We start from the raw sequence: 25093 nt of genomic DNA on the forward strand, positions 1-25093 counted from the left end.
GAATTCCTCGATTCGATTCGTCAAAATTTGAAGGTGAGCCAACCCGTGACGTAGTCGACGTCCTTGCCGGGCGTCGTCTGCTTGATGAATTCGCCGGGGAAGATATGGACATAGCTGGCCAGGAGCGTCACATGAGGATTCAGGGTCCACACCATGGTCAGCGCGGGGCTGGAGCCGATGTATCGTGCCCGGCTGTCTCGACCGCTGGCGAGGAGCGATCCCGAGAGTCTGTAGACGCCATCTTCCAAACTCTCGCGCCAGAAGAAGGTCCAGTCGGCCGAGAGGGTCAGGTCCTTGCGGAGGTGCAGGTCGAGGGTCGGGTGCAGGTCGATGATATTCTGCGGGCCGAAGGGGCCGGTCAGGTTGAAGTAGGCCCCGGAGGGGAAGAGGGGGTTGAACGTCTGGAGGTTGGCGGAGTTCGGGTTGCGGTCGCCGCTGGCGACGTCGAACCGCAGGCCCAGGGCCGGCGTGAGCGGGGCGTCGGCGAAGTTGTATCGCACCGCATTGGCGGCGGTCCAGGCGTTGATCCGGCCCGAGCCGAAGTCGCCGAACTGATAGACATATTCGAGGTTGTATTCCCAGGGGAGCGGCCGCCCCCAGAGCCTCGTGCCGAACGAGTGCCGCAGCTCGCGCCCGGAGTCTTGGTCGAAGCGGGCGTCGAGGTTCTGGAAACCGAGGTAATAGGCGTCGACGTTCGCGAACGAGCCGTCGCCGACAGGCCTGACGCCGTAGAGGCCCCAGAAGGAGACGGCGGGGTTGGGGTCGTCGTCGAAGACGCCGGGGTTGTTCAGCACGGGCTTCGCCCACCAGCCGTCGACCGACCAGGCCCCGAGCTTTGCGAGGGCGCGGGCGCCGTCGAAGGAGCGCCGGAGGTTCGGCCCCTCGCGGACGTCGATCAGGCGCCCGCTGCCGTAGCGGAACTCCTGCCGCCCCAGCCGCCAGGTCAGCGACCGTGAGTCATCCGGCGATCGCCAGGTCCAGTCGACGAACCCCTGGTGGGCGTCGAACCGGTTCACGTCGATGTCCGGCCTCGGGCCGCCGATCCGGCCGTCCTCGAAGCCGCTGATCGACTGGACGAAGATCCGCAAATCCGGGCCGAGGTGCAGGTCGGCGTGGAGCATGTAGCGTTGCAAGAAGTAAGTGTTATACCCTTGCGCGTTGCCCGGCCCCTCGCCGAATGAGTCGTTGTGATACGACTCGAACCACTCGCGGACGTCGCCGCCGATCGTCAGGTAGCGTCCCTCCTTGCGGAACAGGGGGATGTACTTGACCGGGTCGAAGAAATCGCCCCGGCGCTTCGGGTCGGCGAGGAAGGTGAAATCCTCCTCGTAGCGGAGCAGCCTGTAAGGGGAACTCACCCCCGAGGTGCTCGGCACCGTCGCGGCGACGGCAGCCTGGCCAGGCCCGAGGCGCGTGACTTCGCCATTCCCGCCGTTAGGTCGGCTCGCGGCCTGCGCGCCGTCGCCGGCCGCCTCGCCACTATCTGGCGTCGCGCCGGCCTCAGCGGGCAAGGGGGGTAGCGGGGGCTCCTGGGCGGTAGAGAATAAGCCTGCGAACATGATCGCAGGCGTGCAGACGATCCGGAGCCCCCATCGGGCCGACTTCAGAAGGCCCAGCATGCGCACCCCTCGCCCCAGAAGGGGTCGCGGAACTGTCGGGTTTTCGGCGAGGTCAGTTTGTGCAGGAGCCGATGGACGGTCGAGCCGTGGCAGCATGGCGATGCGTGGGCGTGTAGCTCCGCGGCGGTCCGCCTGGCCGCGTCGTGATAGCCACCGTAGTATCCGACGGGCGACCAGTCGGGCATCACGGGGAGAGGTTTCGGGGCGATGGAGCCGAATGCCCCACTCCCGTGGACGACCTTGCCGCCGACCACCGTCAGCAGCGACTGGATCCCCTTGATATCGGCCTCGGGGACCGCGAAATAATCGGCCGAGAGCACCGCGAGGTCGCCAAGCTGCCCCGGCGCGAGGACCCCCTTGGAGCCCTCCTCGCCCGACATCCAGGCCGAGCCTTGCGTGTAGAGCCGTAGCGCGGTGGCGCGATCGAGCCGGTTCGACTCGGGGTAGAGCGCCAGGCCGCCGACCGTCCGCCCGCTCACGAGCCAGGAGAGCGAGACCCACGGGTTGAAGCTCGCCACCCGAGTCGCATCCGTCCCGGCTCCGACGGGGATGCCCATCTCGAGCATCTTCGCGATCGGCGGCGTCTGGGCAGCGGCCTCGGCCCCGTAGCGGTCGACGAAGTATTCCCCCTGGAAGGCCATGCGGTGCTGCACGGCGATGCCGCCGCCGAGCGCCTTGATCCGCTCCAGGTTCCGCTCCGTCACGGTCTCGGCGTGGTCGAAGAACCAGCGCAGGCCCGCAAAGGGGATCTCGCGGTCGACGGCCTCGAAGACGTCGAGGAACCGGGCGATCGACTCGTCATACGTCGCGTGCAGGCGGAAAGGCCAGCGGTGCTCGGCCAGGAGGCTCACGACCTTATGAAGTTCCGCTTCCATGCCGGGGGCGAGGTCGGGCCGGGGCTCGAGGAAGTCCTCGAAGTCGGCGGCCGAGAAGACGAGCATCTCCCCCGCGCCGTTCATCCGGTAATAGTCGTCGCCGGCGCCGGGACTGGTCATGCCGACCCACTTCGAGAAGTCGGAGAGCTCCTCCTTGGGCTTCTGGGTGAAGAGGTTGTAGGCGACCCTGACGGTCATCTCGCCGCGACGGTGTAGGTCCTCGATGATCGCGTAGTCGTCGGGATAGTTCTGGTAGCCGCCGCCGGCGTCGATCACGCTGGTCACGCCCAGCCGGTTCAGCTCCCGCATGAAGTGGCGGGTTGAGTTGAGCTGATATTCGGGGGGGAGCTTCGGCCCTTTCGCAAGGGTCGAATACAGGATCATCGCATTCGGCCGGGCGATGAGGGCTCCGGTCGGGTTCCCCTGCTTGTCTCGCTCGATCTGGCCGCCGGGCGGGTCGGGCGAGTCCTTCGTGATCCCCGCCGCGCGGAGGGCCGCGGCGTTGAGCAGGGCGCGGTCGTAGAGGTGGAGGATGAAGACGGGGGTCTCGGGCGCGGCGGCGTTGATCTCGGCCAGGGTCGGCATCCGGCGCTCGGCGAACTGGAACTCGTTCCAGCCTCCGACGACGCGGACCCACTGCGGGGCCGGGGTCCGGATCGCCTGCTCGCGGAGCATCCGCAGGGCCTCGGCCAGCGAGGGCACGCCGTCCCAGCGCAGCTCGAGGTTATAGTTCAGGCCGCCGCGAATCAGGTGCAGGTGCGAGTCGTTGAGCCCGGGGATCACGCGACGGCCGCCGAGGTCGATGACCCGGGTCGCGGGCCCTCGCGTCGACATCACCGAGGCGTCGTCGCCGACGACGAGCACCTTGCCTTCGGCGATCCCGATGGCGGTCGCCTCGGGATGCGCCGGGTCGAGCGTCGAGATCGCCCCGTCGCGCAGGATGAGATCGGCCGTTTGCGTCGTCAACGCGAAACTCCCTTTCCTATCGATGTGTCCGACCGTCCCACCCGGTGCGAAGGGGACATCCCCGCCCGGATCGTCGCCGAGGCTTTTATTTCCCGGACTTGTCCTTGTAGCGGAGCCCCATCGGCGGCTGCTTGTGGACCATCGTGTAGGCGTACTCGACCCCCTGGCCGTAGGCGCCCGAGTGCTCGAGGACGATCTGCATGACGGCGTCGTACGTCTCGCGCTTCGCCCAGTCTCGCTGGAATTCGAGCATGACTTGCTGCCAGGTGACGGGCACGGCTCCGGCCTGGACGACCCGCTGCATGGCGCAGCGATGCGCGACCTCGCTCGTACCCCCCGAGGCGTCATCGACCGCGTAGACCTCGTACCCGGCCTCCATCGCCTGGATCGCGGGGAAGGCGAGGCAGACCTCGGTCCAGAGGGCGGCGATGACCAGCTTCTTGCGGCCGAGCCGCTCGACCTCGGCGACGAACGGCTTGTCCTCCCAGGCGTTCATGGAGGTCCGCTCGAAGAGCTTCTGGCCGGGGAAGATGTCGGTGAGCTGCGGCCACATGTTGCCGCTGAAAGTCTCGGTCTCGACGGTCGTGAGGATGACCGGGACGTCGAACACCTTCGCCGCCTTGGCCAGCCCGATCGTGTTATTGAACAGGCTCTGGCGGTCGATGCTCGTCACGCCGAAGGTCATCTGCGGCTGGTGGTCGATGAAGACGACGGTGCAATTCTCGGGCGTCAGCAGGCTGTGAATTTTATTGGACAAGGCTCGAACTCCCTGGGTTGGGGGGGCTGCCGATCGGCTCGCTATCACCCTAAGCGTGGCGGGGGTTCACGCATCCTGCTAGAATCGGGGTGCTCGAGCTGCAAGGAGCGGCCGGTACTCGCGATATGGACCAAGAACCCACCACCCTCGCCGTCCAGCGCATCCTCGACGACCTCGGTGCAGAGGTCCCATCCGAGGCGATCGTCCGCGCCCTGCTGGAACGCTCGGCCTGCCGGCTCCGACGCCTCTGCGTCCTGCTCCTCTCGCGGAGCTACCCCCGCCTGACCCAACCCCCCTTGAACCTCGAGGCCGAGGAGTTGCTGAGCGCCGTCGTCGAGCGGCTGATGAAGGCGCTCCGCGAGGCCAAGCCCACCGGCGTGCGCGAATACTTCGCGATGGCTGGCCAGCACATGCGCTGGGAGTTGAATGACCTGGCCCGACGCCTGGACGAGCGTCCCGCCATGGTCGAGCTTCACGAGGAATTCATCCCCTCGCCGGGCGACAGCGGCTCGGCCCTGACGATGGATGGCCGCCGGATGTTCCGCGCCATCGACGACCTCCCCGACGACGAGCGCGAGGTCTTCGACCTCGTCCGCATCCAGGGCCTGACCATGACCGAGGCCGCCCGGATCCTCGGTGTCTCGGAATCGACCGCCAAGCGTCGCCTGCGCAAGAGCCTCGCCCACCTCGCTGAGGTCCTCGACGACCTCCGCCCCGCGCCCCTCGAGCCCTCCGAATGACGCGGCCCGAGTCCTTCCGAACCATGAGCCAGAAGGCCAAATGGGGACCCAGCCTGATAAGCATTTCAGTAGGGGTTAATGGCTGGTCTTGGCCATCGCAAGGTTGATGCGATAGCGTTTATCAACCTTGCAAGGTTCTCGTCCTCCGTGCCTTGCTGCGAATATGCTTGATCGCTCGCTTGCGAACAACGGCCGGAGACCGGGCATGCCCGCATTCTATCGACGTCATTTCCGTGGGTTCCTGAACGACCACGTGGATCAGATCACAGGACGTTTGACGAACGAGGCAGCCGGTGCCGGGTTCTATCAGCAAGTCCACTCACAAACCATAGCGTGGCACGCGCAGGTCGCTTTGCTCAAGGGCTGCGTAGAGAAGCTCTGCGCCGAGTTTGAAGCAGGGTCATGGGAACTACTGCTCGAGTATCCGATCCCTCGGCGAGGCAAGCGGATCGATGCCGTGATCCTCGCCGGCACCGTGATCGTCGTCCTCGAATTCAAGTGCGGCGCTCGCGAGTTTAGCAGCGACGCGATCGCCCAAGTGGAAGACTATTGTCTCGACCTCGGCGACTTTCATCGCGAGAGTTTCGGGCGGAAGCTCATTCCGTTCTTGGTGGCGACGGAGGCTGCGAGCCGACCTCGGTCACACGTGATAGTTTCAGAGATGGTTCAATCCACATGGCTTTCGAATGGCGATGATTTTCCGACTTTGCTTGCAGAGAGTCTCCGGCTCCATAGAGATGCCGGGAGCCCACCCCTCGACCCGGTGCGTTGGGACGAGAGCGACTATGCTCCGACGCCCACCATCATCGAGGCCGCGCAGGCCCTGTACGCCGGGCAGAACGTGAACGAGATCTCTCGCTGCCACTCGGGTATCGAGAATCTGACCCGTACAACGGAAGCGATCATCTCCGCGGTGGATGACGCTCGTCGCCAGCGACGTAAGCTGATCTGCTTCATCACGGGGGTTCCGGGCGCAGGCAAAACGCTAGCCGGATTAAATATTGTTCACAATAAAAAGATTCACGATGGCGACCTTGGCGTCTTCCTCTCGGGCAACGGTCCGCTCGTGCGCGTGTTGACCGAGGCACTCGCGCGAGACGCGGCTGTCCGGCTCGGCCAACCCCTCGCGCAATCTCGACGGAAAGTCGAGACCTTCATCCAGAACGTCCATCGTTTCATCGACCATTACTTCGCCGACCCGGGCAAGATTCCGGTGGACAAGGTCGTTGTGTTCGACGAGGCGCAGCGGGCTTGGGATGCCGCCCAATCGAAGAGAAAGTTCAAACGCGATCACTCGGAACCGGAAATACTCTTGGAAATCATGAATCGCCACGAGGATTGGGCCGTGATCGTGGCTCTCGTCGGTGGCGGCCAGGAGATCAACCGGGGCGAGGCGGGGCTCTCGGAGTGGGGGAGGGCAATCGCCTCCAAGTTTCCTCACTGGGACGTCTTCGTTTCCCCGGAACTGAAAGTGGGGACGCACTCGACGGGAGCCTGTCTTTTCGAGGAATTGCCGGAAGGGCTCGAAATCTCCGAAGACGCATCGCTCCACCTGAGTGTCAACCTCCGCTCATATAAGGCAGAGGTCCTCTCGGAGTTCGTCGACGCGATCCTGCGGCTCGATCGCAGCAGGGCTCTCTCCTTGAGAGGGAGGCTCGCCGATTTTCCTTTGGTCCTGACTCGCGACCTCGATGAGGCGAAGGAATGGCTGCGTTCGCGACGCCGCGGGCACCGGCGGGTTGGCCTGGTCGCGAGCAGCGGCGCAAGACGCCTACGTGCTCACGGGCTTAATGTCACCGCAGAACTGGACGCGGAGAATTGGTTCTTGAACGGCCCCGAGGATGTTCGATCCTCCCATTACCTGGAGGTCCCGGCGACCGAATTCGGCATCCAAGGGCTCGAACTCGATTGGACCTGTCTCTGCTGGGGTGGTGATCTCCTACCCGAGGCCGATCGCTGGGTGTGCCGCACATTCCGGGGCACGCAATGGCAACTCGTCCGGGATGAAACCACGAGGCGTTACGTCGTGAACAAGTACCGCGTGCTCCTCACCCGCGCCCGGGAAGGGACCGTCATCTGGGTGCCGCGTGGCGACCCTCGAGACCACACCCGACCCCCCGAGATCTACGATCGCATCGCGCTCTATCTGCAAGATTGCGGAATCGAACTACTGAGCTGAAGAATAGGTTTTGATTTTTAAAATTCCTCTTATTAATTATTGTATTAAATAGTCTCTAGACCTTGATGATCGCGGTCGGGCGACGCAAGGCCGCGCAGCGAGACGGCGGCATCCGGGGGGGATGCCGCCGTCTCGTGGGTGAGGTGATAGATAGTAGGTAAGGCGCGTCAGGACGAATGGGCGTGGGCAGGCTCCTGAAAATGGGGGGCGGGGGGCTCGGCGTGAGTGGTTGATTCAGCCGCAGGCTCGGTCCGGTGGCCGCGGAGGCGGATGGAGAGCTTGCGGAGGACGACGTAGAAGGCCGGGGTCAGGAAGAGGCCGAAGAGGGTGACGCCGAGCATGCCGCTGAAGACGGTGGTGCCAAGCACTTGCCGCATCTCGTAGCCGGGGCCGACCGCCCTGGCGAGCGGGAGGACGCCGAGGATGAACGCGAACGACGTCATGATGATCGGCCGCAAACGCAGGCGGCAGGCCTCGACGGCGGCCTCGTAGGGGGTGAGGCCATGCTCCTCCTGGTGCTTGGCGAACTCCACGATGAGCACGGCGTTCTTGGCCGCCAGGCCGATAAGGACCACGAAGCTGATCTGCGTGATCAGGTTGTTGTCCATGCCTCGGAGCCAGACACCGCCCAACGCGAACGGCAGGCAGATCGGCGCGATCAGGATGATCGCCAGGGGGAGCGTCCAACTCTCGTACTCGGCCGAGTGGACGAGGAAGACGAAGAGCACGCAGAGTGGGAAGATGTAGAGCGCCGAGTTCCCCGCGAGCTGCTCCTGATAGGCGATGTCGGTCCACTCGATCGTCATCCCCTGCGGGAGGATTTCTTTGGCGAGGCGTTCGATGGTCGCGATGGCCTGGCCGGAGCTGAAGCCGGGGGAGGTGTCCCCCTGGACTTCGGCAGATGGATACATGTTGTAGCGGACGACGCGATCGGGGCCGGTCTCCCAGCGCACGTCGACCACCGAGCCGAGCGGGACCATCTCGCCGGTCGCGTTCCTCGCCTTGAGCTGGTCGATGTCGTCGGCCGTGTCGCGGAACTTCTCCTCCGCCTGCGCCCGCACCTGGAAGGTCCGGCCGTACAGGTTGAAGTCATTGACATACGCCGACCCGAGGTTCACCTGCAATGCGTCGAAGACGTTCGTCAGCGGAATGTCGAGCATCTGGGCCTTGACCCGGTCGACGTCGGCGAAGATCTGCGGAGTGCCGGCGCCGTAGATGGTAAAGACGCCCGCGAGGGCCGGCTCTTTTCTCGCCGCGGCGATCAGCTCCTGCGTCGCATCCTGGAGCGCCCGGGCGCCGTGCCCCTGGCGATCCTGCACCAGGAACTTGTAGCCGCCCGAGGTCCCCAGGCCCTGCACGGGCGGGGCGGGGATGACGAAGATGTTGGCGTCGGGGATCTGCATCAGCTCCTTCTGCACCGAAGCCAGCTCCTTGAGGATGTTCGGCTGGTCGTGCGGATCCTTGCGCTCATGCGGCAGAGGAGGCCCGAAGAAGATCACCGCCGCACTCGGGTTGTTGGATCGGGCCGCACCCGAGTAGCCGACGAACTCCACCGTGTGGCCGACCACCTTGTTCTTGCGGATGATCGCGCTGGCACGCCGGACGATCTCGTCGGTACGCTCCAGCGAGGCCCCGTCCGGGAGCTGGATCACGGTGATGAGGTATCCCTTGTCCTGCCGCGGGATGAAGCCCGAGGGGACGACCTTGAAGCCGTAGCCGGTCAGGCCGATCAGCACGGCGTAGAGCAGCAAGGGGATCGCGAGGCGTCGGAGGAGCCAGCCGACCGTCGCCGCGTATCGGCTGCTCACGCGGTCGAACAGGCGGTTGAAGAGGCGGAAGAACCAGCCGAGGACGAAGTCCCAGGCGCGGCCGAACCGATCCTTGCGGGCTCCATGCGGTTGCAAGAGGATCGCGCAGAGCGCGGGGCTGAGCGTCAGCGAGACGAATGCGGATATCAGGGTTGATACCGCGATCGTCAGGGCGAACTGGCGGTAGAACTGCCCGCTGATCCCCGAGATGAACGCCGTGGGGACGAACACCGCCGAGAGCCCGACCGCGATGGCGATGACCGCCGCGGTGACCTCGTCCATCGCTTTATGTGCGGCCGCCCGAGGCGCAAGGCCGGCGGCGATGTGCCGCTCGACGTTCTCGACCACCACGATGGCGTCGTCGACCACGATGCCGATGGCCAGCACCAGGCCGAAGAGCGAGAGCATGTTCAGCGAGAACCCGAACGCCGACATCGCGGCGAACGTGCCGACCAGCGAGACCGGGATGGCGATCAAAGGGATCAGGGTCGCCCGCCAGTTCTGGAGGAAGACGAGCACCACGATCACGACGAGGATTGCCGCTTCGTACAGGGTGTGGATCACCGAGTCGATCGACTCGCGGACGAAGACCGTCGGGTTGTAGGCGATCCGGTACGTGAGGCCCTCGGGGAAGTCCTTGGAGAGCCGCTCGATCGTCTGCTGGAGGGCGGCGGCGGTCGCCAGGGCGTTGGAGCCGGGGCGCTGGGTGATGGCCATACCGACGCCCGTCTCGCCATCGACGTAGCTGTTGATGGTGTAGTCGCGGGCTCCCAGCTCGATCCGGGCGACGTCGCTGACGCGGACGACGCGGCCGTCGTCCCCCGTCTTGACGATGATGTCGGCGAACTGCTTGGGCTCGGCGAGCCGGCCGAGGGTCTTCACCGTGAGCTGGAAATCCCCCTTGGTCGACTGCGGGGCCTGGCCGACGACCCCCGAGGCCACCTGGAGGTTCTGCGACTGCATCGCCCGCACCACGTCGGAGGGGACCAGCGACAGGTGCGAGAGCTGCTCGGGGTCGAGCCAGACCCGCATGCTGTACTCGCGGAGGCCGGGCGTCGTGATCGACCCGACCCCCTCGATCCGGGCCAGGGCGTCGCGCACCTGGATCAGAGCATAATTACTGAGGTAGAGTTGGTCATAGCGCTTGTCGGGCGAGACCAGATGGATGACCATGAGGATATCCGGCGACGCCTTGAGCGTCGTGACCCCCTGGCGACGGACCTCCTCGGGCAGACGAGGCTCGGCCGTCGCCACGCGGTTCTGCACGAGCACCTGGGCGTTGTCGAGGTCGGCGCCCAGGCGGAACGTGACGGTCAGCTCCATCTGGCCGTCCACGGTGCATTGCGAGGACATATAAAGCATGTCCTCGACGCCGTTGACCTCCTGCTCGATCGGCGTGGCCACCGTGTCGGCGATGACCTCGGGCGAGGCCCCCGGGTAGCTCGCCCGCACGACGATCGTCGGCGGCACGATGTCGGGGTACTGGGCCGCCGGCAGCCCGAGGTAGGAGATCCCCCCGAAGATGGTGATCACGATCGAGACGACCGTGGCGAAGATCGGCCGATCGATGAAGAAATGTGCGATCTTCATGGCATCCCTTTCGTGCGGGAATCCCGGGTGGTCGATTCGTTCGCGGCCGTCGGGGTCGAAGGCTCGGCGAGGCCGAGTCGGGGCGCCTCCCCCAGGCCGAACGTGGGCTCGGCCGAGGTCGCCCGGCTGCTCGTGTACGAGGGGAGCCATCGCTCCTTGGGAAGCGGCTGGGCGTCGTCGGGGAGCCCGTCGTTGACGGCGACCGTCTCCTCGAACGTCGCCTCGACCTGTCCCCCGGGGCGGACCCGCTGGAGGCCGCGGAGGAGGATCTTCTCGCTCCCCTCGAGCCCTTCCCGGACGATCCGGAGTCCCTGGACGCGCCGACCGATCTCGACCTTCTGGCGCCGAACCTTGTTGTCCGGCTCGATCACCAGGACATATTTCTCGGATTGGTCGGTGCCGATCGCCGAGTCGGGGATCAGGACGGCCTCATATCGTCCGCTCCCGGGGATCCGCACCTTGGCGAAGAGGCCCGGGGTCAGGCCCATATCCGGGTTCGGCAGGATGGCCCGGCCTCGCATGGTGGCCGTCCTGCGATCCATCCGGTTGTCGAGGAAATCGAGGTGCCCCTGGTGCGCGAAGCCCTTCGACTCGTCGGAGAGCCCGACGTAGACGGGGAGCTTCGAGCGGCGGAGGTCGGAGAGCTTGCCGGCCTCGGCCAGGCGCTTGTACTTGAGGAACGAGCGCTCGTCGGCGTCGAAGTAGCAGTGGATCGGGTCGAGCGAGACGATGGTCGTCAGCAGCGTGGCCTGGTCGGTCCCGCCGCTGATCAGGTTGCCGTCGGTGACGACGCGGTTGCTCACCATGCCGGTGACCGGGGCGCGGACCTCGGTGTACCCGAGGTTCAGGCGGGCGTTCGCCAGTTGCGACCTGGCGGCCCTGGTGTCGGCCGCGGCCGTGACGACCGCCGCCTTGGCCAGGGCGATCCGGGCAACCTTCACGTCGAGGTCGGCGCTCGTTTGCTTGTACGTCGTCTCGCGGGTGTCGAGTTCCTCCTGGGGTGCCGCGTTCCTGGCGTGGAGCTGCCGGGCGCGTCTGAGCATCAGGCCGGCGAGCTCGCGCTGGGACTCGGTGGAGCGGACCTCGGCCTCGGCCTGGATCCGCTGGGCCTCGGCCTCCTGCTCCCTCGCCAACGCCCTGGCGAGGTCGGCCTCGGCCTGCTCGACGGCCAGGCGGAAGGGTCTCTGGTCGAGGATGCAGAGCAGGTCCCCCTTCTTGACGATCTGCCCCTCCACGAAGTGCGTCGAGTCGAGGTGTCCGCTCACGCGTGCCCGCACCTCGACCTCCTCAATCGGGTCGATCCGCCCGACGTACTCGTCCCACTCGACGATGGCCTTGCGGACGGGCGTCGTCGCGACGACCTTCGCCGGGCCGGGGGCCGGGGGGGGAGCCGTCGGCGTGCAGCCGACGACCAGGAGCGGCACGAGCCAGGGCGCCCGGAACCCCGAGCGAAAAGCCCAGCGGCTGGACTCGGATTTCATGATCATCACCTTATGACTGTGGGCTCTCGCCGCGGGCCGCAACCCGCCTTCATCCGCCGAGCGAGGCCGGGTCGATTTGGCCTTGTATATACAACACGAGAGATGGAGTTTGTGCGTGCTCGGCATTCCCCCCCGGATCGGTCCGATCCCGGAAAAAGGGGAGGGCCTGCTGATGTTTGGATCAGTCGTCCTCAAGGTCGCCGAGGCGTCCGTCCTCGGAGGCCTGGTAGAGCTCGCGGACGAGGTCGGGGCCGAGGCGTGCCACGGTCTCGGCCTGGGCCTCATCCCAGGCGGGCTTGAGCGTGCGGAGCAGGGCGAGGCCCTTATCCGTCGGCTCGAGCAAGAGACCTCGGCCGACGCCGGGGGTCGAGGTGATCCAGCCGTTCTCGACGAGCCGTTCCATGTCCCGGCTCAGGGTCGACCGCTCGAGTTGCAGGCGCCGGCAGACACCGGCGGGGGCGATCGGACCCTTCAGGGCGACGACCGTGAGGATGTTGATCTGACTCGACCTGACGCCATAAGGCCGGAGCTTCGCGTCGAAGATGCCGCTGACGATCCGGTTCAACGCCCGGATCCGGCCCACCAGGCATTCGGCGGCGATCTGATCCAGGTATTCTTCCCCCATCGGCGGATCTCCTTCGTGTTCGTCGCCGAATTGTATATGCAACACGGGCCGAAGGTCAACCTCTGGCATTGTGAATTGTGTCGTGACCTGGGCCATGCTCGGGAGGCATGGAACTGAAAATAAAGCGGAATCTCCGCCCCTTGACGTTACTGTGAACCTAGTAGATACTGTGTTCATAGTAATCGGGTCTTCGGGAGGGGAGGAGCGATCTCGATGCCGCAGGCACGCCCGTCGGAGTTGGAGTTGCAGGTGCTCTCGGTCCTCTGGGACCGGGGCCCGTCGTCGGTACGCGCCGTGATGGAGGCGATGCCGGACGGCAAGGATCGTGCTTATACGACCTTGCTGTCGGTGATGCAGGTGCTGGAGAAGAAGAAGCTGGTGGGGCACACTCAGCAGGGTCAGGCGAACGTCTACCACCCGCTGAAGAAGCGCGAGCAGGTGCTCAGGCCGATGATGAAGGACCTGCTCCGGAACGTCTTCGGCGGCAGCCCCGCGCGGGCCCTGCAGTTCCTGCTCGACGGCAACTCGGTGGACGAGGCCGAGCTGTCGAAGATCCGGAGCGTCATCAAGGAAGTCGAGGAGGAAACCGGCCGGAAGGAGGAGGACGCATCATGAACATCCTGCATGTTCTCGATCAGGCGATCTGGCGGCAGTTAGTCTTCGCCCTCCTGCACACGCTCTGGCAAGGCGGGGCGATCGCCTTGATCGCGGCCCTGATCCTCTGGAGGATCCCCGCGAACCGCCCGGGCTTGCGCTATACCTTCGCCCTGGCGGCGCAGTTCGGCATCCTGCTCGCGGGCCTGCTGACCTGGGCCGTCCTGCGGTATGAATCGCCCCGGGCCGAGGTCGTCGCGTCTGCCCCGGCAGGTGTCGGATCCATGGGTTTGCAGGTCATCACGGGTGGGAAGATCATCGGTGCCCCGCCGGCCGAGGCGCCGGTGCCATCGAGCGTCGCGGCGGGCGAGCCTTCGAGGACGCGGTGGGTCCCGATGGTCGCGGCGGCCTGGCTGGTGGGCGTGGGCCTGATGCTGGTCCGCGCGACAACTTCGGCCTTCGCGGCGTTCCGGCTCACGCGTGGGGAGGTGATCGCGGACAGTCGGATCCTGGAGATGCTCGCCGGCTTGAAGCGCGAGCTGGGCATCCGCCGGCCGATCCGTGCGGTCGTGGGGGAAGGGGGGTTGGGGCCGGCGGTGCTGGGCCTGGCCTGGCCGACCCTGATCCTGCCCGCGAGCCTGCTGACCGGGATCGCGCCCGACGCCTTGCGGGCGATCCTCGCCCATGAGCTGGCGCACATCCGACGGTATGATTATGCCGTCAACCTCGTGCAGATGTTCTTCGAGGCCCTCCTGTTCTTCAACCCGGCCGTCTGGTGGCTGGGCCGCCAAGCTCGCCTCGAGCGCGAGGCCTGCTGCGACGCCAGGGCCGTTCACCTCACCGGCCAGCCCCTCGAATACTCCCGCGTCCTGGCCGACTGGTGCGAGCAGGCGAGAGGCCGTTCGAGGTCGCCCGTCGCCGCGACGGCCTGGGCCGGAGGCGGGGCCTCGGAGACGCTTTTGGAGCGCGTCCTGCGGATCCTGCGCCCCGGCGAATTGCCCCGCGTGCGGGTCTCGTGGTCCGGCCTCCTCGTCCTCTTCCTCGTCGGCCCCTTGACGCTCATCGCCCTCCAGCGCGGCACCACCAAGGCCGTGGCCCTCGCCGCCCAGATCCTCGACCCCGCCGAGCGCATCGAGAAGCTGAAGCAGGCCCAGGCCAAGTTCGACGAGATATGCTCACATGATGATGTGATCGGAAAAGCGACGCTCAAGGGGACGATCCGAGATCCCGAGGGCCAACCGATCTCGGAGCCGGTCGCGGCCTCGGCGATGACCCGATCGCCCCGCGGTGGTGGAGTCGGGGTTTCGCTCTTGCCGTTGAAGGAGACGTTCTCGACGGAGGTCGCTTCAGGAACAGTCTGGATCAACCTCCAACCCAAGGATTTCGCCCCGATGATCGTCGGCCCATTCACGGCCAAGTCGGGCGCGACCATCGATGGTATCGACGTGGTTCTGGAACGTGGGTTTTCCGCAAAGCTTCGAGTGGTTGACGAGAATGGGACGCCGGTCGTCGGAGCCCGGGTCGGTTACGGCCTCACAACCCCGGAGGGGTCGGTCTTCCAGCAGAACGACCACCTCACCGATCGCGATGGTGTGGTGTTGGTCCCTCACGCTGCAAGGGGCCCTTACTCGGTCTCGGTCCATGCCGCCGGGTTCCAAACGCCCGCCCTCGGCAGCCAGGTCGTGACACTATCCCCCGAGGCGACGAGTACGCTGAATCTCGCGCATGCCCGCCCCGCACAAGGCATCATCATAGGGCCCGACGGGGCGCCGGTGGCCGGTGCGACGCTGAGGCCGTTCGCCAAGTTTCGCCCACAGATGTCCTACAGCTATGGGATGAGCGAACCCATCATGGCGACGACAACACCGGACGGGCGTTTCAAACTCGATACTCTGGACGATGACGATACTTACACGATGTTGATCGAAACCCCGCATCTGGGCCGTCGTCTGGTCAAGGACGTTCGCGCCGGCCAGAGCGGGCTGCGGTGGACAGTCGGACCGGACCTTTCAATCAACGGGACAATCCGTGGAAATATCGACAGGCTTCCCAAGGAACGAGGGAAGCCAATTGTCCAGATCGTTCAGCACGGGAAGCCCGACTCCACCAGGCCTGAAATTCGCGGATCCCTGATCCGGTCGACCTTGGTTGTGGAGCCGGCAGAAGGAGGGGGGCGGTTCAAGGCTGTCGGTCTCTTGCCCGGCGAAGTGACCGTCGAGGCGGGCGAACAAGTCGCGCTGACCGACGTCGAGTCGCCGGAGACTCCGGTGGTGATCGATCTCTCGGCGCCCCTGGCGCGGGAGGCGCAGCGGAAGGTTATCTTCCGGATTGTCCCGATCGACGGCTCGGTCATGCCCACGGGCATGGTCGATGTCCATGCCACGGAAAGCGATCGGACGTTCCTCTCTCAGATCCGGGAGCTGACGCTTCGGTCGGGCGAGGTGAGCCTTGATCTCCTCGTTCCGGGCAAGGTGAGTTGTCAGCCGAAGTCGGTGGTTGGGTACTGGTTCAATGACGAGATTGTTGACGTCCCGCCCGGCGACTCGCCGTTCGTGATCGAGATCAAGGCGAAGCCGGCCGGGGCGATCGTGGGCCGGGTACTCAAGGCCGACGGGACGTCCGCCGCCACCTCCGCTTATCTCGGCGTTTCCACGGTCACGAAGCCATCGGGCCTGGAGATGGCCTCGATCCAGGTGAACAACATCCGGACGGATAGCGCCGGCCGCTTTTTCCTCGGCCCTCTCCCCATCGGCGGCACCTACGTTGTCTCGGCGAGCGAGGGGTATAACAAACAGGTCAGCAAGCCGATCAAGCTCGATGGGACCAAAGCCACCGAGGAGGTCGAGCTGCGCATGGGCAAGGTTGCGACCGGCCGGGGACGCGTGCTCGACCCCGAGGGACGCCCCCTCGCCGGGATCTCGATCGGCCTGAAATTGGAACATCCCGTGGCTGGGACGGACTGGGGTCCGCCCATTGCATCCGACCGCAAAGGAGAGTTTCAGTTCGAGGGCCTCGGCACCGAAGGGATGCGATACAAGGTCAAGCTTGACATCCGGAAGGACTTCGAGCCGGCCGAGGCGTACTTGAATCCGGGCGGGGCACCCACGGAGGTCCAACTCAAACGAGGGCATGTCATCATCGGTCGCGTCGTTGATGTGAAGACAGGCTGGGCGATCCCTGGGCTTGAGGTCTACGCACATCGAGAGCGTGTTCTTCAGGGCGAGCGCTTCGGCTTCGAATCCGAGGCCAGGACCGATACCGAGGGCCGGTTCCGGTTCAGCAATCTCCCCGACGTGCCCCTGCAACTCGGTGTCCGGGATGCCAGCGTCGAGGGGCCGGGTACAATCCGAGCCCTGGCCACGGAACAAGCCAGCCCGGTCGAGATCCGAGTGACCTTGCCGGAATGGAGCAAGCTCAAGCCCGTGCCGCCCACGCGGTGATAAGTGGCTCGGTCGAATGGCTGTCGCTTGGCTATAGAAGACGCGGCCCCCGGGTGAAGTCCCGGGGGCCGTCGTTATTCATATAAGCCTATCACCAGCCGAACCCGGGGGCGGTGGGGGCGAGGGCGTGGCCGTGCTCGATGATGGGGCGGGCCTTGGGGCCGGAGGGGATGCCCGACTCGAGCCAGGCGGCGCTCGGGGCGCACATCAGGAGGCTCAGGGCCTCGGGGCCGCCGCCGTGCGAGGCATAGGGGACGCCGAAGCTTGACGCAAGGGCACCGATCGCGCGGATCTCGGTCGGGCCGCCGGCGCGACGGAGGTCGGGCTGGATGAAGTGGCAGGCGCGTCGGGCGAGGAACTTGGCGAACGACTCGCGGCCATACAGGTTCTCGCCGGTCGCCAGGGGGACCGTCAGGCGCGAGGCCAGCTCGGCGTAGCCGTCGAGGTCCTGCGCGGGGATCGGCTCCTCGAGCCAGTAGACGTCCCACTCGGCCAGGGCCTTACCGCGGCGGAGGGCCTCGGCGACGGTCCAGACCTGGTTCGCGTCGGTCATCAGGGCCACGCCGGGGCCGACCTCCTTGCGGACGGCCTCGACCCGCTTCAGGTCCTCCTCGAGTGTCGGCGCCCCCACCTTCATCTTGACCCCGGTGAAGCCCACGCCGACGGCCTCGGCACACTTCTTGCGCAGGGCGTCGAGGTCGTAGTTGAGCCACCCGACCATCGCATATGCGGGCAGGCGGTCGCGGTAGGCTCCCCAGAGCTTGTAGCAGGGGGTGTTCAGCCCCTTGCCGACGAGATCCCAGAGCGCGACGTCGATGGCGCTCAGGCCGAACGTCGCCAGGCCGAAGGTGCCGTGGTACTCGGTCTCGCGCTTCAGATCCTCGAGGATTTGCCCGACGTAGAACGGGTCGCGGCCGATCAGCTTGGGGGCGAGCTCGGCCTCGATCAGGGTCGCCAGCGCCTTGGGGGCGCCGTCGATCCGGCCGAAGTTGCTGCTCGAGTGCCCGACGAGGCCGTCGTCGGCGACGATTCCCACCTCGACCGAGCCGCCACCCGTGAGGGTCTGGAGGGCGTCTCGGATCGGTTCCTTGGCGACCGGCCGCACAGTGAAGCGGACGTCAACGCGTTTGATGCGCATGGCCACACGTCGATGGGTTGGGGTTGGGTTTCGGGCCCCGATCCGATAGGCAGGGGCCTCGCTTCGCGACGCCGTTGGCCGGAATGAGGCGGCCGAGGCTGAACCTTGACCGGGTTGCGCTCGTAAATCAAGAAGCCAGCCCCTTTTGATTCTCGATCCAAGACGACATCGCCCGGATCTCCTACCGTTGAAAAAGTAAGCACGCCGAAGTCAAGAGGAATCGGATTGCCCTGGACGCGCGGAGTGGTTAGTATCAATGGATGGAGTCAACCTATCAGTTGCACCAGGAGGCCGGCTGGCCCGCGCAACCGGCCTAGTCCGTTGCGCGACTGACTCAATCGAAAGAGCAGTTCAGTCCTTCGTCTCGTCTCGGTCTGAGTCGCGGGGGCGAGGGAGAGTCCCGAGGAGATCGAAACCGTGGGGATTCGAGCCGTCGCAAGCGGACCGGTGAGTGCCCAGTTGGATTCGATGGAGGATCCCGCGCACGTCGAGGACGAGATCGTTGAGCCGCATGAGCCCGAGCCCGTCGGCATGCTCGACAGGCTCGACGAGCGCTTCCCCTGGCTCTCCGAATGGCTGGGGGGGCGCCTCGGTATCGGCCTGCCCGCCTTCGCCGTCAGCCTGGGCGTCCACGCGGTCTTCCTCGTCATCCTGGCGACCGTCGGGTACGCCGTGCATCGAGAGGCCAAGCGCGAGTTCCAGGCGCAGGTCGTCGACTTCAACTCGGCCGGCGACCTGCACTCGAAGATCGTCTTCCAGGATCTGGACATGGGTGACAAGCCGCTGACGGAGAACGCTCCGGCCGGCAGTTTCTCGCCGAACCTCGCCGCGATGGTGACCCCGCCGACCTCGAAGACGGGCGCCGCGAGCAAGGCGACGACGGCCACGGGCTCCGGCCCGGCGGTCCCGCAACTCGCCTCGCTCGAGATCAGCCAGGCGGTCCGCACGGCGGTCCCGACGGCCTCGATGCTCAGCCAGAACGTCTCGATCAAGGGGAACGGCCTCGAGCACGCGGGGGACGTCGAGGGCGCGGTCGACCGGCTCGCCGAGGAGATCCTCCGCCACGTCGAGAAGGGGCGGACCCTGGTCGTCTGGGCGTTCGACGCCTCGGGGAGCCTCCAGGCCGAGCGCGAGCGGCTCAGCAAGCACATCGACACCGTCTACAAGCACATCAACCAGCTCGACGGCCAGGACCTCAGCGATGACGGGGGCCTGCTGACCTCCGTCGTCGCCTTCGGCAACGACCGCAGGGCCATGACCACCGCCCCCACGGCGAGCACCGACGAGATCGTCGCCGCCATCAATGACATCCCGCTCGACTCCACCGGCAACGAGACGACCTTCGGCACGGTCTCCGAGATCGTCCACCGCTGGGGCCGGTTCAAGGACAAGAAGGGGAACGTCTACCACACGATGGTCATCGTGGTGACCGACGAGGTCGGCGACGACGAGTCCCGCCTGGAAGAGGCCATCGATGTCGCGTCCAAGGCCAAGGTGCCGGTCTACGTCCTCGGCTCCCAGGCCCTCTTCGGGCGGGTCGACGGCTACATGAACTACACCGACCCCAAGACCAAGCAGACCTTCTACGGCCTGAAGGTCCGCCAGGGGCCGGAGAGCGTGGCCCTCGAGCAGATCAAGCTCCCCTTCTGGTACGACGGCGATCAGTACGACATCCTCGACTCGGGCTTCGGGCCCTACGCCCTGAGCCGGCTGGCGCAGGCGACCGGGGGCATCTACTTCCTCACCCGCATGGGCTCGTCCCGGATGGGGTTCGACCCGGTCCGGATGCGCGAGTACATCCCCGACTGGATCAGCCACGAGCAGTACGACGCCTCCCTTTCCAGGAGCCCGATCCGGCAGGCCGTGCTGGCGGCCGCGCAGCTCACGCAGCAGCGGATGGGCCCGCAGCCCTCCTTGACATTCCCCCCGGTCGACGGGCCGGAGTTCAAGGATGTCATGGCGGATAACCAGATCAAGGTGGCGCTCACCGCGAACGTGGTGGACGAGGCCCTGGCTCCGATTTCGCAGGCGGCCAAGTTCCGCGACAAGGAGCCATCGAGGCGCTGGCAGGCCCATTACGACTTGATCCGAGGCCGCCTGCTCGCGATGAAGATCCGCTGCTACGAGTACAACTGGGCGTGCGCCACGATGAAGAAGGACGCCCTGAAGTTCCAGAATCCGAAATCGAATGCCTGGAGGCTCGTGCCGAGCCCGGAAGTCCGATACAGTGACAAGGCGGCGGCGGCCGCCAAGCAAGCCAAAGAACTCCTCAATCGCGTGATCACCGAGCATCCCGACACGCCCTGGGCCCTCCTGGCCAAGCGCGAGTTGAAGGACGATTTCGGCTTCAAGTGGGTCGAGACCTACGTGAAGCCGATCGAACGCCCCAAGGAGAGCGACGCCGAGCGGGAGGAGAAGAAGAAAAAGATGATGAATATGCCGAAGCCGCCGGAACCTCCCAAACTTTAAACGGGTCCAGTCTATAAGTCTCGTTGGGGATGAAGTGCCATGGATCTGCACGTCCCTGCTCCGTCATCGTCGAGCGACGGCCTTTACGATCTGGTGGAGCCCGCGCCCCCGATCGTGCCCCCACTGGCTCCGTCCCAACCCGACCCATCGCCAACCCCGCCGACGCCGGCCGCGTCGGACTCTTCATCCTCATCACCTCCGCCGGCTCCGCCCGAGGGGGCGAAACCGCGCAAAGGCCTGCTCGGCGGACTCTTCGGCCGCAAAGTCAAGGGTGCCGAGCCCGAAGAGGCGGAGGCCGCAGCCCCCACCGAGGGGGAGGCCAAGGCCGCCAAGGTCAAGAAGAAGAAACGCAAGCGGCGCCGGTACGATGCTCCATCCTGGGGCGTCTCGCTGATCGTCCACGTCCTCGTCCTGGGCGTGCTGGGGGCGGCGACGTTCTCGACGGAAGCCAAGAAGATCGTCGCGAACATCAACTCGGCCCTGGTCTCGGGCAAGGGATCCGAGGAAGAGGCGCTCCACGTCCTCGCCACGCCCGGCGAGCGGAGCGAGACGTCCGTCGGTAGCGAGGGGGCGCCCGAGGCCGGCGGCAGCGAAGGGGGCGGCGGCGGATTCTCGGGCATCGGGACCGGCCCCCCCTCGGCGACGCCCAAGGTGCAGGGGGTCGGCAAGGGTGTCGGTGAGGGGAACAGCCTTCCCGGAGTCAAGGTCGTCGCCCAGGTCTCGGGCCTGAACCTGCTCCCGTCGGCCGCCAAGCTCGGCGTGGACCTCGGCGGCGGCGGCATGATCGCCGGCGACGTCACCTTCGAGGCCAAGGATGTCGGCGAGTCGCTCGACCAGATCGCTCGCGAGATCCTCCGACACCTCGCCCAGCACAAGCTCACCGTCGTCTGGCTCTTCGACGAATCCGAGAGCATGAAGGACGACCAGAAGGCCATCAAGTCGAAGTTCGACAGGGTCGCCTCCGAGCTCAAGGTCAACATCGACAACAACAAGAAGCAGGCTGCCGTCCTGAACCATGCCATCGTCGGGTTCGGGCGCGACCTGCATTACGAGCTCGAGAAGCCGACCATCGACATCGATCTCATCGGCAAGGCCATCGACCGCCTCAAGGTGGATGACTCGGGCACCGAGAACACGATGGAGGCCCTGCAGACGGTCATCAACCACTACTCGGGCTTGATCAAGAAGGATCGCCGGCTCCTGATCGTGCTCGTCACCGACGAGTCGGGCGACGACGGCAGCAAGGTCGAGGAGACGCACCAGATCGCCACGAACCTGAAGGTGCCCATCTACGTGATCGGCCGGCAGTCGCTCTTCGGCTACGACCAGGCGCACCTGCAGTACATCGACCCGGTGACGAAGGACGTCTACTGGCCGGCCATCCGCCGGGGCCCCGAGACGGCCGACGTCGAGCTCGTCCAGTGGGACGGCCTGCACGACCGCTGGGACGAACAGCCATCGGGCTTCGCCCCCTATGAGCTCGCCCGGATCGCCAAGGACACGGGGGGGATCTACTTTCTCCTCCCCAGCGAAGAGAACATGCGGGTCCGCCAGCGCGAGAAGCTCTACTCGATCCAGACGCTCAAGGAGTACGTCCCCGAGTACGACAACCGCCTCGCCTACATGGAGCGGCGGAACAAGTCGGAATTCCGGCGGACCCTCCGCACGATCATCGAGGAGACGCGCTCGAAGTCGGGGGAAGACCCGGGCTTCATCTTCCGCCGCCACTTCCCGGTCATGCCCGAGGAACTGGTCCCCGCCTGCGAGGAGGCGTATCAGAACGCCGAGCAGAAGCTCAATGCCCTGCTGGCGATCCAGAAGCAACTCGAGAGCCTCAAGAAGCTCCGCGAGCGCGAGCCCCTCAAGCGCTGGCAGGCCCACTACGACCTGATGCTGGCCCAGATCGTCACGTATCAGATCAAGGCCTATGAATATATGGCCTGCCTGAAGGAGATGCACGACTCTCCGCCACGCCCCAAGGCGATGCCCTCGTCCGAGCTCGTCGTCGAGTGGGTCATCGACCACTCGGGCGACCGCAAGGCCGCCAAGGAGAAGACCGAGAAGAAGTACGTCGAGGCCCAGGCCCTCCTGAAGAAGGTCATCGAGCTGCACCCGAGGACCCCCTGGGCCGACCTCGCCCAGGACGAGTTGAACCGGGGCCTTGGCTGCCAGCGCAACGAGTGGCACCACAATCCCAAGTACTACGAACGCCTGAAGTTCGTGCCCAAGTACTGAGCCGGGTTGAAGTCGCACTTCGAAACCGGACGACCTGCCGGGCTTTTATAAAGGCCTTGGCAGGTCGTTCGCTTTATTCGGAGTTCGCATCTCCGCGTGAGAATACGCCTATCGGATGAAGGCCGCGGCGTGCTTGCCTGGGGCGAAGCACTCGCGGATGGTCCTTTTCATATCCTCGTCGGTGAGCATGTCCAGGTCGCGCGTCAGCTTCGCGGAGTCGATCCCCATCTGCGCCCTGCGGATGATCGAAAAGGCCACGCCATAGGCGTTCCGGGCGACCTCCGTATTGGAGACCTCGGGGATCCCGAAGAGGGATCCGAGCCGTCGCCTGGCAATGTTGTCTGCGACGTGATACGCCTTGGGCTTCAAGGCGTCGGCGAGGACGGCTTCGATTCGTGCCAGGGCCTTAGCCCCGGATTCTCCATCCCGCATGCTCGTCGAGATGACGAGCACGCCGGGGTCGTCCAGAGGCGAGAAGAAAATCGGGGCTTGAACCGTGTCGTGGCCGTCGAGCTTGCCGGCTGCGAAGTGAAGGCGCATTGCCAGCACCAGGAAGGGCGCGTATAGGTCGCTCTCCGGCGGGGGAGCGGGGTATGCGAGGCTGGCCATGGAATTGGGGCCGGGCTGGGGAGGGGGAGATGTCGACGTCAACTCACGCACCTGGCCGAACCTGGGAGCGCCGGAAGGACGGGGCGGGGGGCTGGGTTCGCCGGGCGGGATCTTGCCGAAAGAGGCCTCGATCGCCGCGCGGGCTGCTTTAGGGTCGAACGGCCCGGCCAGGGCCAGTATCGCATTCCTCGGCTTATAATAACGCCTCCAGTGGGCTTCAACCTGCTCGCGAGTGAGGGCCTTGATCTCGCGGGGCTGCCCTCCTTTCCTGCCCGTCCCCGGCGCCGGGCGGATCAATTCGCGTGCGTTGTTTTCCGAGGCCAGGCTGGGGACGACCGTGAACATATTCGTGACTTCCTGAAGGACGCGATGCCGCTCTCTTTCGAGGTCTTCATCCTCCGGGTGCAGGTCCCCCATGCGGGCAGCGGCATCCGTGATTTCGTGAAGCATGTCGACTTCGTCGAAGCTGGTGGCGAAGAGGGTGTAATCGCCGCCGGTCTGGGCGTTGCCACCTCGTGGATAGCGGCCGAAGAAATCCCAGCTGGTCCTCGCCTTGACGTTGCCGGCCGCGGCCGTGACGTACGTATGCTCGACGAGGTGGGCGAGCCCAGATTGACCATCGGGGTCGTGCCACTCGCCAATCGAGTAGCCGACGAGCAGGGCCGTCTGATCCGACCCCGGTGCTTGCGCCGGGATCGGCCGGAGGAAGACCCGCAGCCCGTTCTCGAGCTGGAATTGCTCGACGCCGGGCAGAGGGATCGGAGCGTCTTTCGCCCTGGGTCGAGTTGACTCGGCGGCCGCCTGTCCGGCTGCCGGCGCCGGCCGGGAGAGCAGGGCCCTGCTCCCCACGCCAACGACGCCGGCGACGGCCAGGATGGCGGCCGAGGCGGCTTTCCATTTCGCGACGGTCATGGATCGGATGACTCCTTCCGTCAAACGCGCGACCTCGGCCGAGACGCATCCCGCGGCGGCCCGGCCCGCTGCGCGTTGGGCGGCGACTCGGATGGTTTGGCCCATGAGCGTGAGGGGGATGGCCGAGGCCGTCTCCGAGGTCAGGGTCGCGACGACCAGGACCGTCGAGGGGGCCAGGCCGCGCCGGGTCAGCCGGCCCCTGAGCCGTTCCCGGCCGCGAGCCAGGCGGCTCTTGATGGTCCCCACCGGACAGCGGAGCGCCTCGGCGGCCTGCTCGTAGGACTGGCCTTCGAGGTCGCAGAGCACCAGCGCGGCGCGGTATCGCCAGGGAAGGCGCCCGAGTTCGTCGTCGATCACCAGGCGTAGTTCCTCGTCATCGCTCCGACGGGCCTGCGTCCCTTCCACGGCGGCCTCCCCGATCATCCGACGTTCCCGATCATGCCGGCTCCTCGCGTTGACCCTCGCCCGCACGGCGACCCGCCGCGCCACGCCGTGGAGCCAGAGCCCGAGGATCTCGCGGTCCCGGATCGACCGAGCCTTCTCCACCAGGATGAGGAACGTCGCCTGGAACGCGTCGTCCACGTCATGGGGGTCGTGCAAGATCCGCCGGCAGACCCCGAGGACCATCGCCCCGTGCCGCAGCACGATCGCCTCGAACGCCGCCGTGTCCTTCTCGCTCAAGAACCGCTCCAGCAACTCGCCTTCGCCGAGCGCGGAGAGCGATCCCGAGTCGAAGAGGACCCGCACCGAATCCAGGACCGAACCGCGATGCCCGCTTTCCATGGACCTCGATTCTCCAGGGGGAAACCATCCCTCTCACCCCCCTCTTGAGTGCAGCGTTCCTGGGGATTGTTCCCGATTTCTTCCTCGAGATTTTTCGAGCCCGACCCTGGCATGATCGCCCGGCCTGAGGCGGGTTTGCCATTCCAATCTCGTCGCGAGACTTGCTAAAACATATGTCACCGACGGCCTTATAAGGTCTGGCTAAGTATGAAGAGGAACGCGAGGCCGACGCCGTATGTCGGCGAGGATCAACGATCCGGCGCTTCCGTGAAG

15 protein-coding genes are annotated in these 25093 nt (G+C 65.9%); 6 read left to right on the forward strand and 9 right to left on the reverse strand.

Annotated features, from left to right (window positions below; all coding sequences use genetic code 11):
- Positions 1-20: 20 nt before the first annotated feature.
- The 3 genes from ACOYYX_RS01100 to ACOYYX_RS01110 all read right to left on the reverse strand — a co-directional run bounded on the left by ACOYYX_RS01100 (position 21) and on the right by ACOYYX_RS01110 (position 4217).
- Positions 21-1619 carry an alginate export family protein gene (locus tag ACOYYX_RS01100; protein WP_422928091.1) on the reverse strand — a complete coding sequence of 533 codons (1599 nt, stop codon included), beginning with the start codon at positions 1617-1619 and terminating at the stop codon, positions 21-23.
- A complete protein-coding gene (locus tag ACOYYX_RS01105; RefSeq protein WP_422928092.1) occupies positions 1604-3460 on the reverse strand; it encodes an amidohydrolase in 1857 nt (618 codons plus the stop codon). The genes ACOYYX_RS01100 and ACOYYX_RS01105 overlap by 16 nt, the downstream gene beginning before the upstream one ends.
- An 85-nt stretch (positions 3461-3545) precedes the next feature.
- Entirely contained in the window at positions 3546-4217 is a 672-nt protein-coding gene (locus ACOYYX_RS01110; protein WP_422928093.1) for a hydrolase, read from the reverse strand.
- A gap of 125 nt (positions 4218-4342) precedes the next feature.
- Here ACOYYX_RS01110 and ACOYYX_RS01115 point away from each other — a divergent pair, with 125 nt between their 5' ends.
- Positions 4343-4957: a sigma-70 family RNA polymerase sigma factor gene (locus ACOYYX_RS01115; protein WP_422928094.1), complete on the forward strand. Its 615-nt coding sequence runs from the start codon at positions 4343-4345 to the stop codon at positions 4955-4957.
- Between the two features lie 409 nt (positions 4958-5366).
- Here ACOYYX_RS01115 and ACOYYX_RS01120 read toward each other — a convergent pair whose 3' ends face one another.
- A complete protein-coding gene (locus ACOYYX_RS01120; RefSeq protein ID WP_422931724.1) occupies positions 5367-5531 on the reverse strand; it encodes a hypothetical protein in 165 nt (54 codons plus the stop codon).
- Positions 5532-5618: 87 nt separating this feature from the next.
- Between ACOYYX_RS01120 and ACOYYX_RS01125 the strand changes: the two genes are divergently transcribed.
- Positions 5619-7136, forward strand: a complete 1518-nt coding sequence (locus ACOYYX_RS01125; protein ID WP_422931575.1) for a DUF2075 domain-containing protein — start codon at positions 5619-5621, stop codon at positions 7134-7136.
- Between the two features lie 167 nt (positions 7137-7303).
- On the opposite strand, the gene ACOYYX_RS01130 is transcribed toward ACOYYX_RS01125, so the two are convergent.
- The 3 genes from ACOYYX_RS01130 to ACOYYX_RS01140 form a co-directional block, all read right to left on the reverse strand.
- The gene (locus ACOYYX_RS01130; RefSeq protein WP_422928095.1) at positions 7304-10534 is read right to left on the reverse strand and encodes an efflux RND transporter permease subunit; all 3231 of its coding nucleotides are present in this window, start codon (positions 10532-10534) and stop codon (positions 7304-7306) included.
- Complete coding sequence (locus tag ACOYYX_RS01135; protein ID WP_422928096.1) at positions 10531-12015, reverse strand: efflux RND transporter periplasmic adaptor subunit; 1485 nt, start codon at positions 12013-12015, stop codon at positions 10531-10533. Before ACOYYX_RS01135 ends, ACOYYX_RS01130 begins: the two co-directional genes overlap by 4 nt.
- Positions 12016-12196: 181 nt before the next feature.
- A complete protein-coding gene (locus ACOYYX_RS01140) occupies positions 12197-12640 on the reverse strand; it encodes a MarR family winged helix-turn-helix transcriptional regulator (RefSeq protein ID WP_422928097.1) in 444 nt (147 codons plus the stop codon).
- 213 nt (positions 12641-12853) lie between these two features.
- Here ACOYYX_RS01140 and ACOYYX_RS01145 point away from each other — a divergent pair, with 213 nt between their 5' ends.
- Entirely contained in the window at positions 12854-13255 is a 402-nt protein-coding gene (locus ACOYYX_RS01145; protein ID WP_422928098.1) for a BlaI/MecI/CopY family transcriptional regulator, read from the forward strand.
- Complete coding sequence (locus tag ACOYYX_RS01150) at positions 13252-16674, forward strand: M56 family metallopeptidase (protein ID WP_422928099.1); 3423 nt, start codon at positions 13252-13254, stop codon at positions 16672-16674. The genes ACOYYX_RS01145 and ACOYYX_RS01150 overlap by 4 nt, the downstream gene beginning before the upstream one ends.
- Positions 16675-16765: 91 nt before the next feature.
- On the opposite strand, the gene ACOYYX_RS01155 is transcribed toward ACOYYX_RS01150, so the two are convergent.
- Positions 16766-17812 carry a mandelate racemase/muconate lactonizing enzyme family protein gene (locus ACOYYX_RS01155; RefSeq protein WP_422928100.1) on the reverse strand — a complete coding sequence of 349 codons (1047 nt, stop codon included), beginning with the start codon at positions 17810-17812 and terminating at the stop codon, positions 16766-16768.
- Between the two features lie 417 nt (positions 17813-18229).
- Between ACOYYX_RS01155 and ACOYYX_RS01160 the strand changes: the two genes are divergently transcribed.
- Both ACOYYX_RS01160 and ACOYYX_RS01165 read left to right on the forward strand, forming a co-directional pair.
- A complete protein-coding gene (locus ACOYYX_RS01160) occupies positions 18230-20281 on the forward strand; it encodes a vWA domain-containing protein (RefSeq protein WP_422928101.1) in 2052 nt (683 codons plus the stop codon).
- Between the two features lie 39 nt (positions 20282-20320).
- Positions 20321-22516 carry a vWA domain-containing protein gene (locus ACOYYX_RS01165; RefSeq protein WP_422928102.1) on the forward strand — a complete coding sequence of 732 codons (2196 nt, stop codon included), beginning with the start codon at positions 20321-20323 and terminating at the stop codon, positions 22514-22516.
- 108 nt (positions 22517-22624) lie between these two features.
- On the opposite strand, the gene ACOYYX_RS01170 is transcribed toward ACOYYX_RS01165, so the two are convergent.
- The gene (locus tag ACOYYX_RS01170; protein WP_422928103.1) at positions 22625-24820 is read right to left on the reverse strand and encodes a sigma-70 family RNA polymerase sigma factor; all 2196 of its coding nucleotides are present in this window, start codon (positions 24818-24820) and stop codon (positions 22625-22627) included.
- Positions 24821-25093 lie beyond the last annotated feature (273 nt).

This window comes from Singulisphaera chitinilytica (assembly GCF_049331405.1).
Taxonomy (GTDB): Bacteria; Planctomycetota; Planctomycetia; order Isosphaerales; family Isosphaeraceae; genus PoT.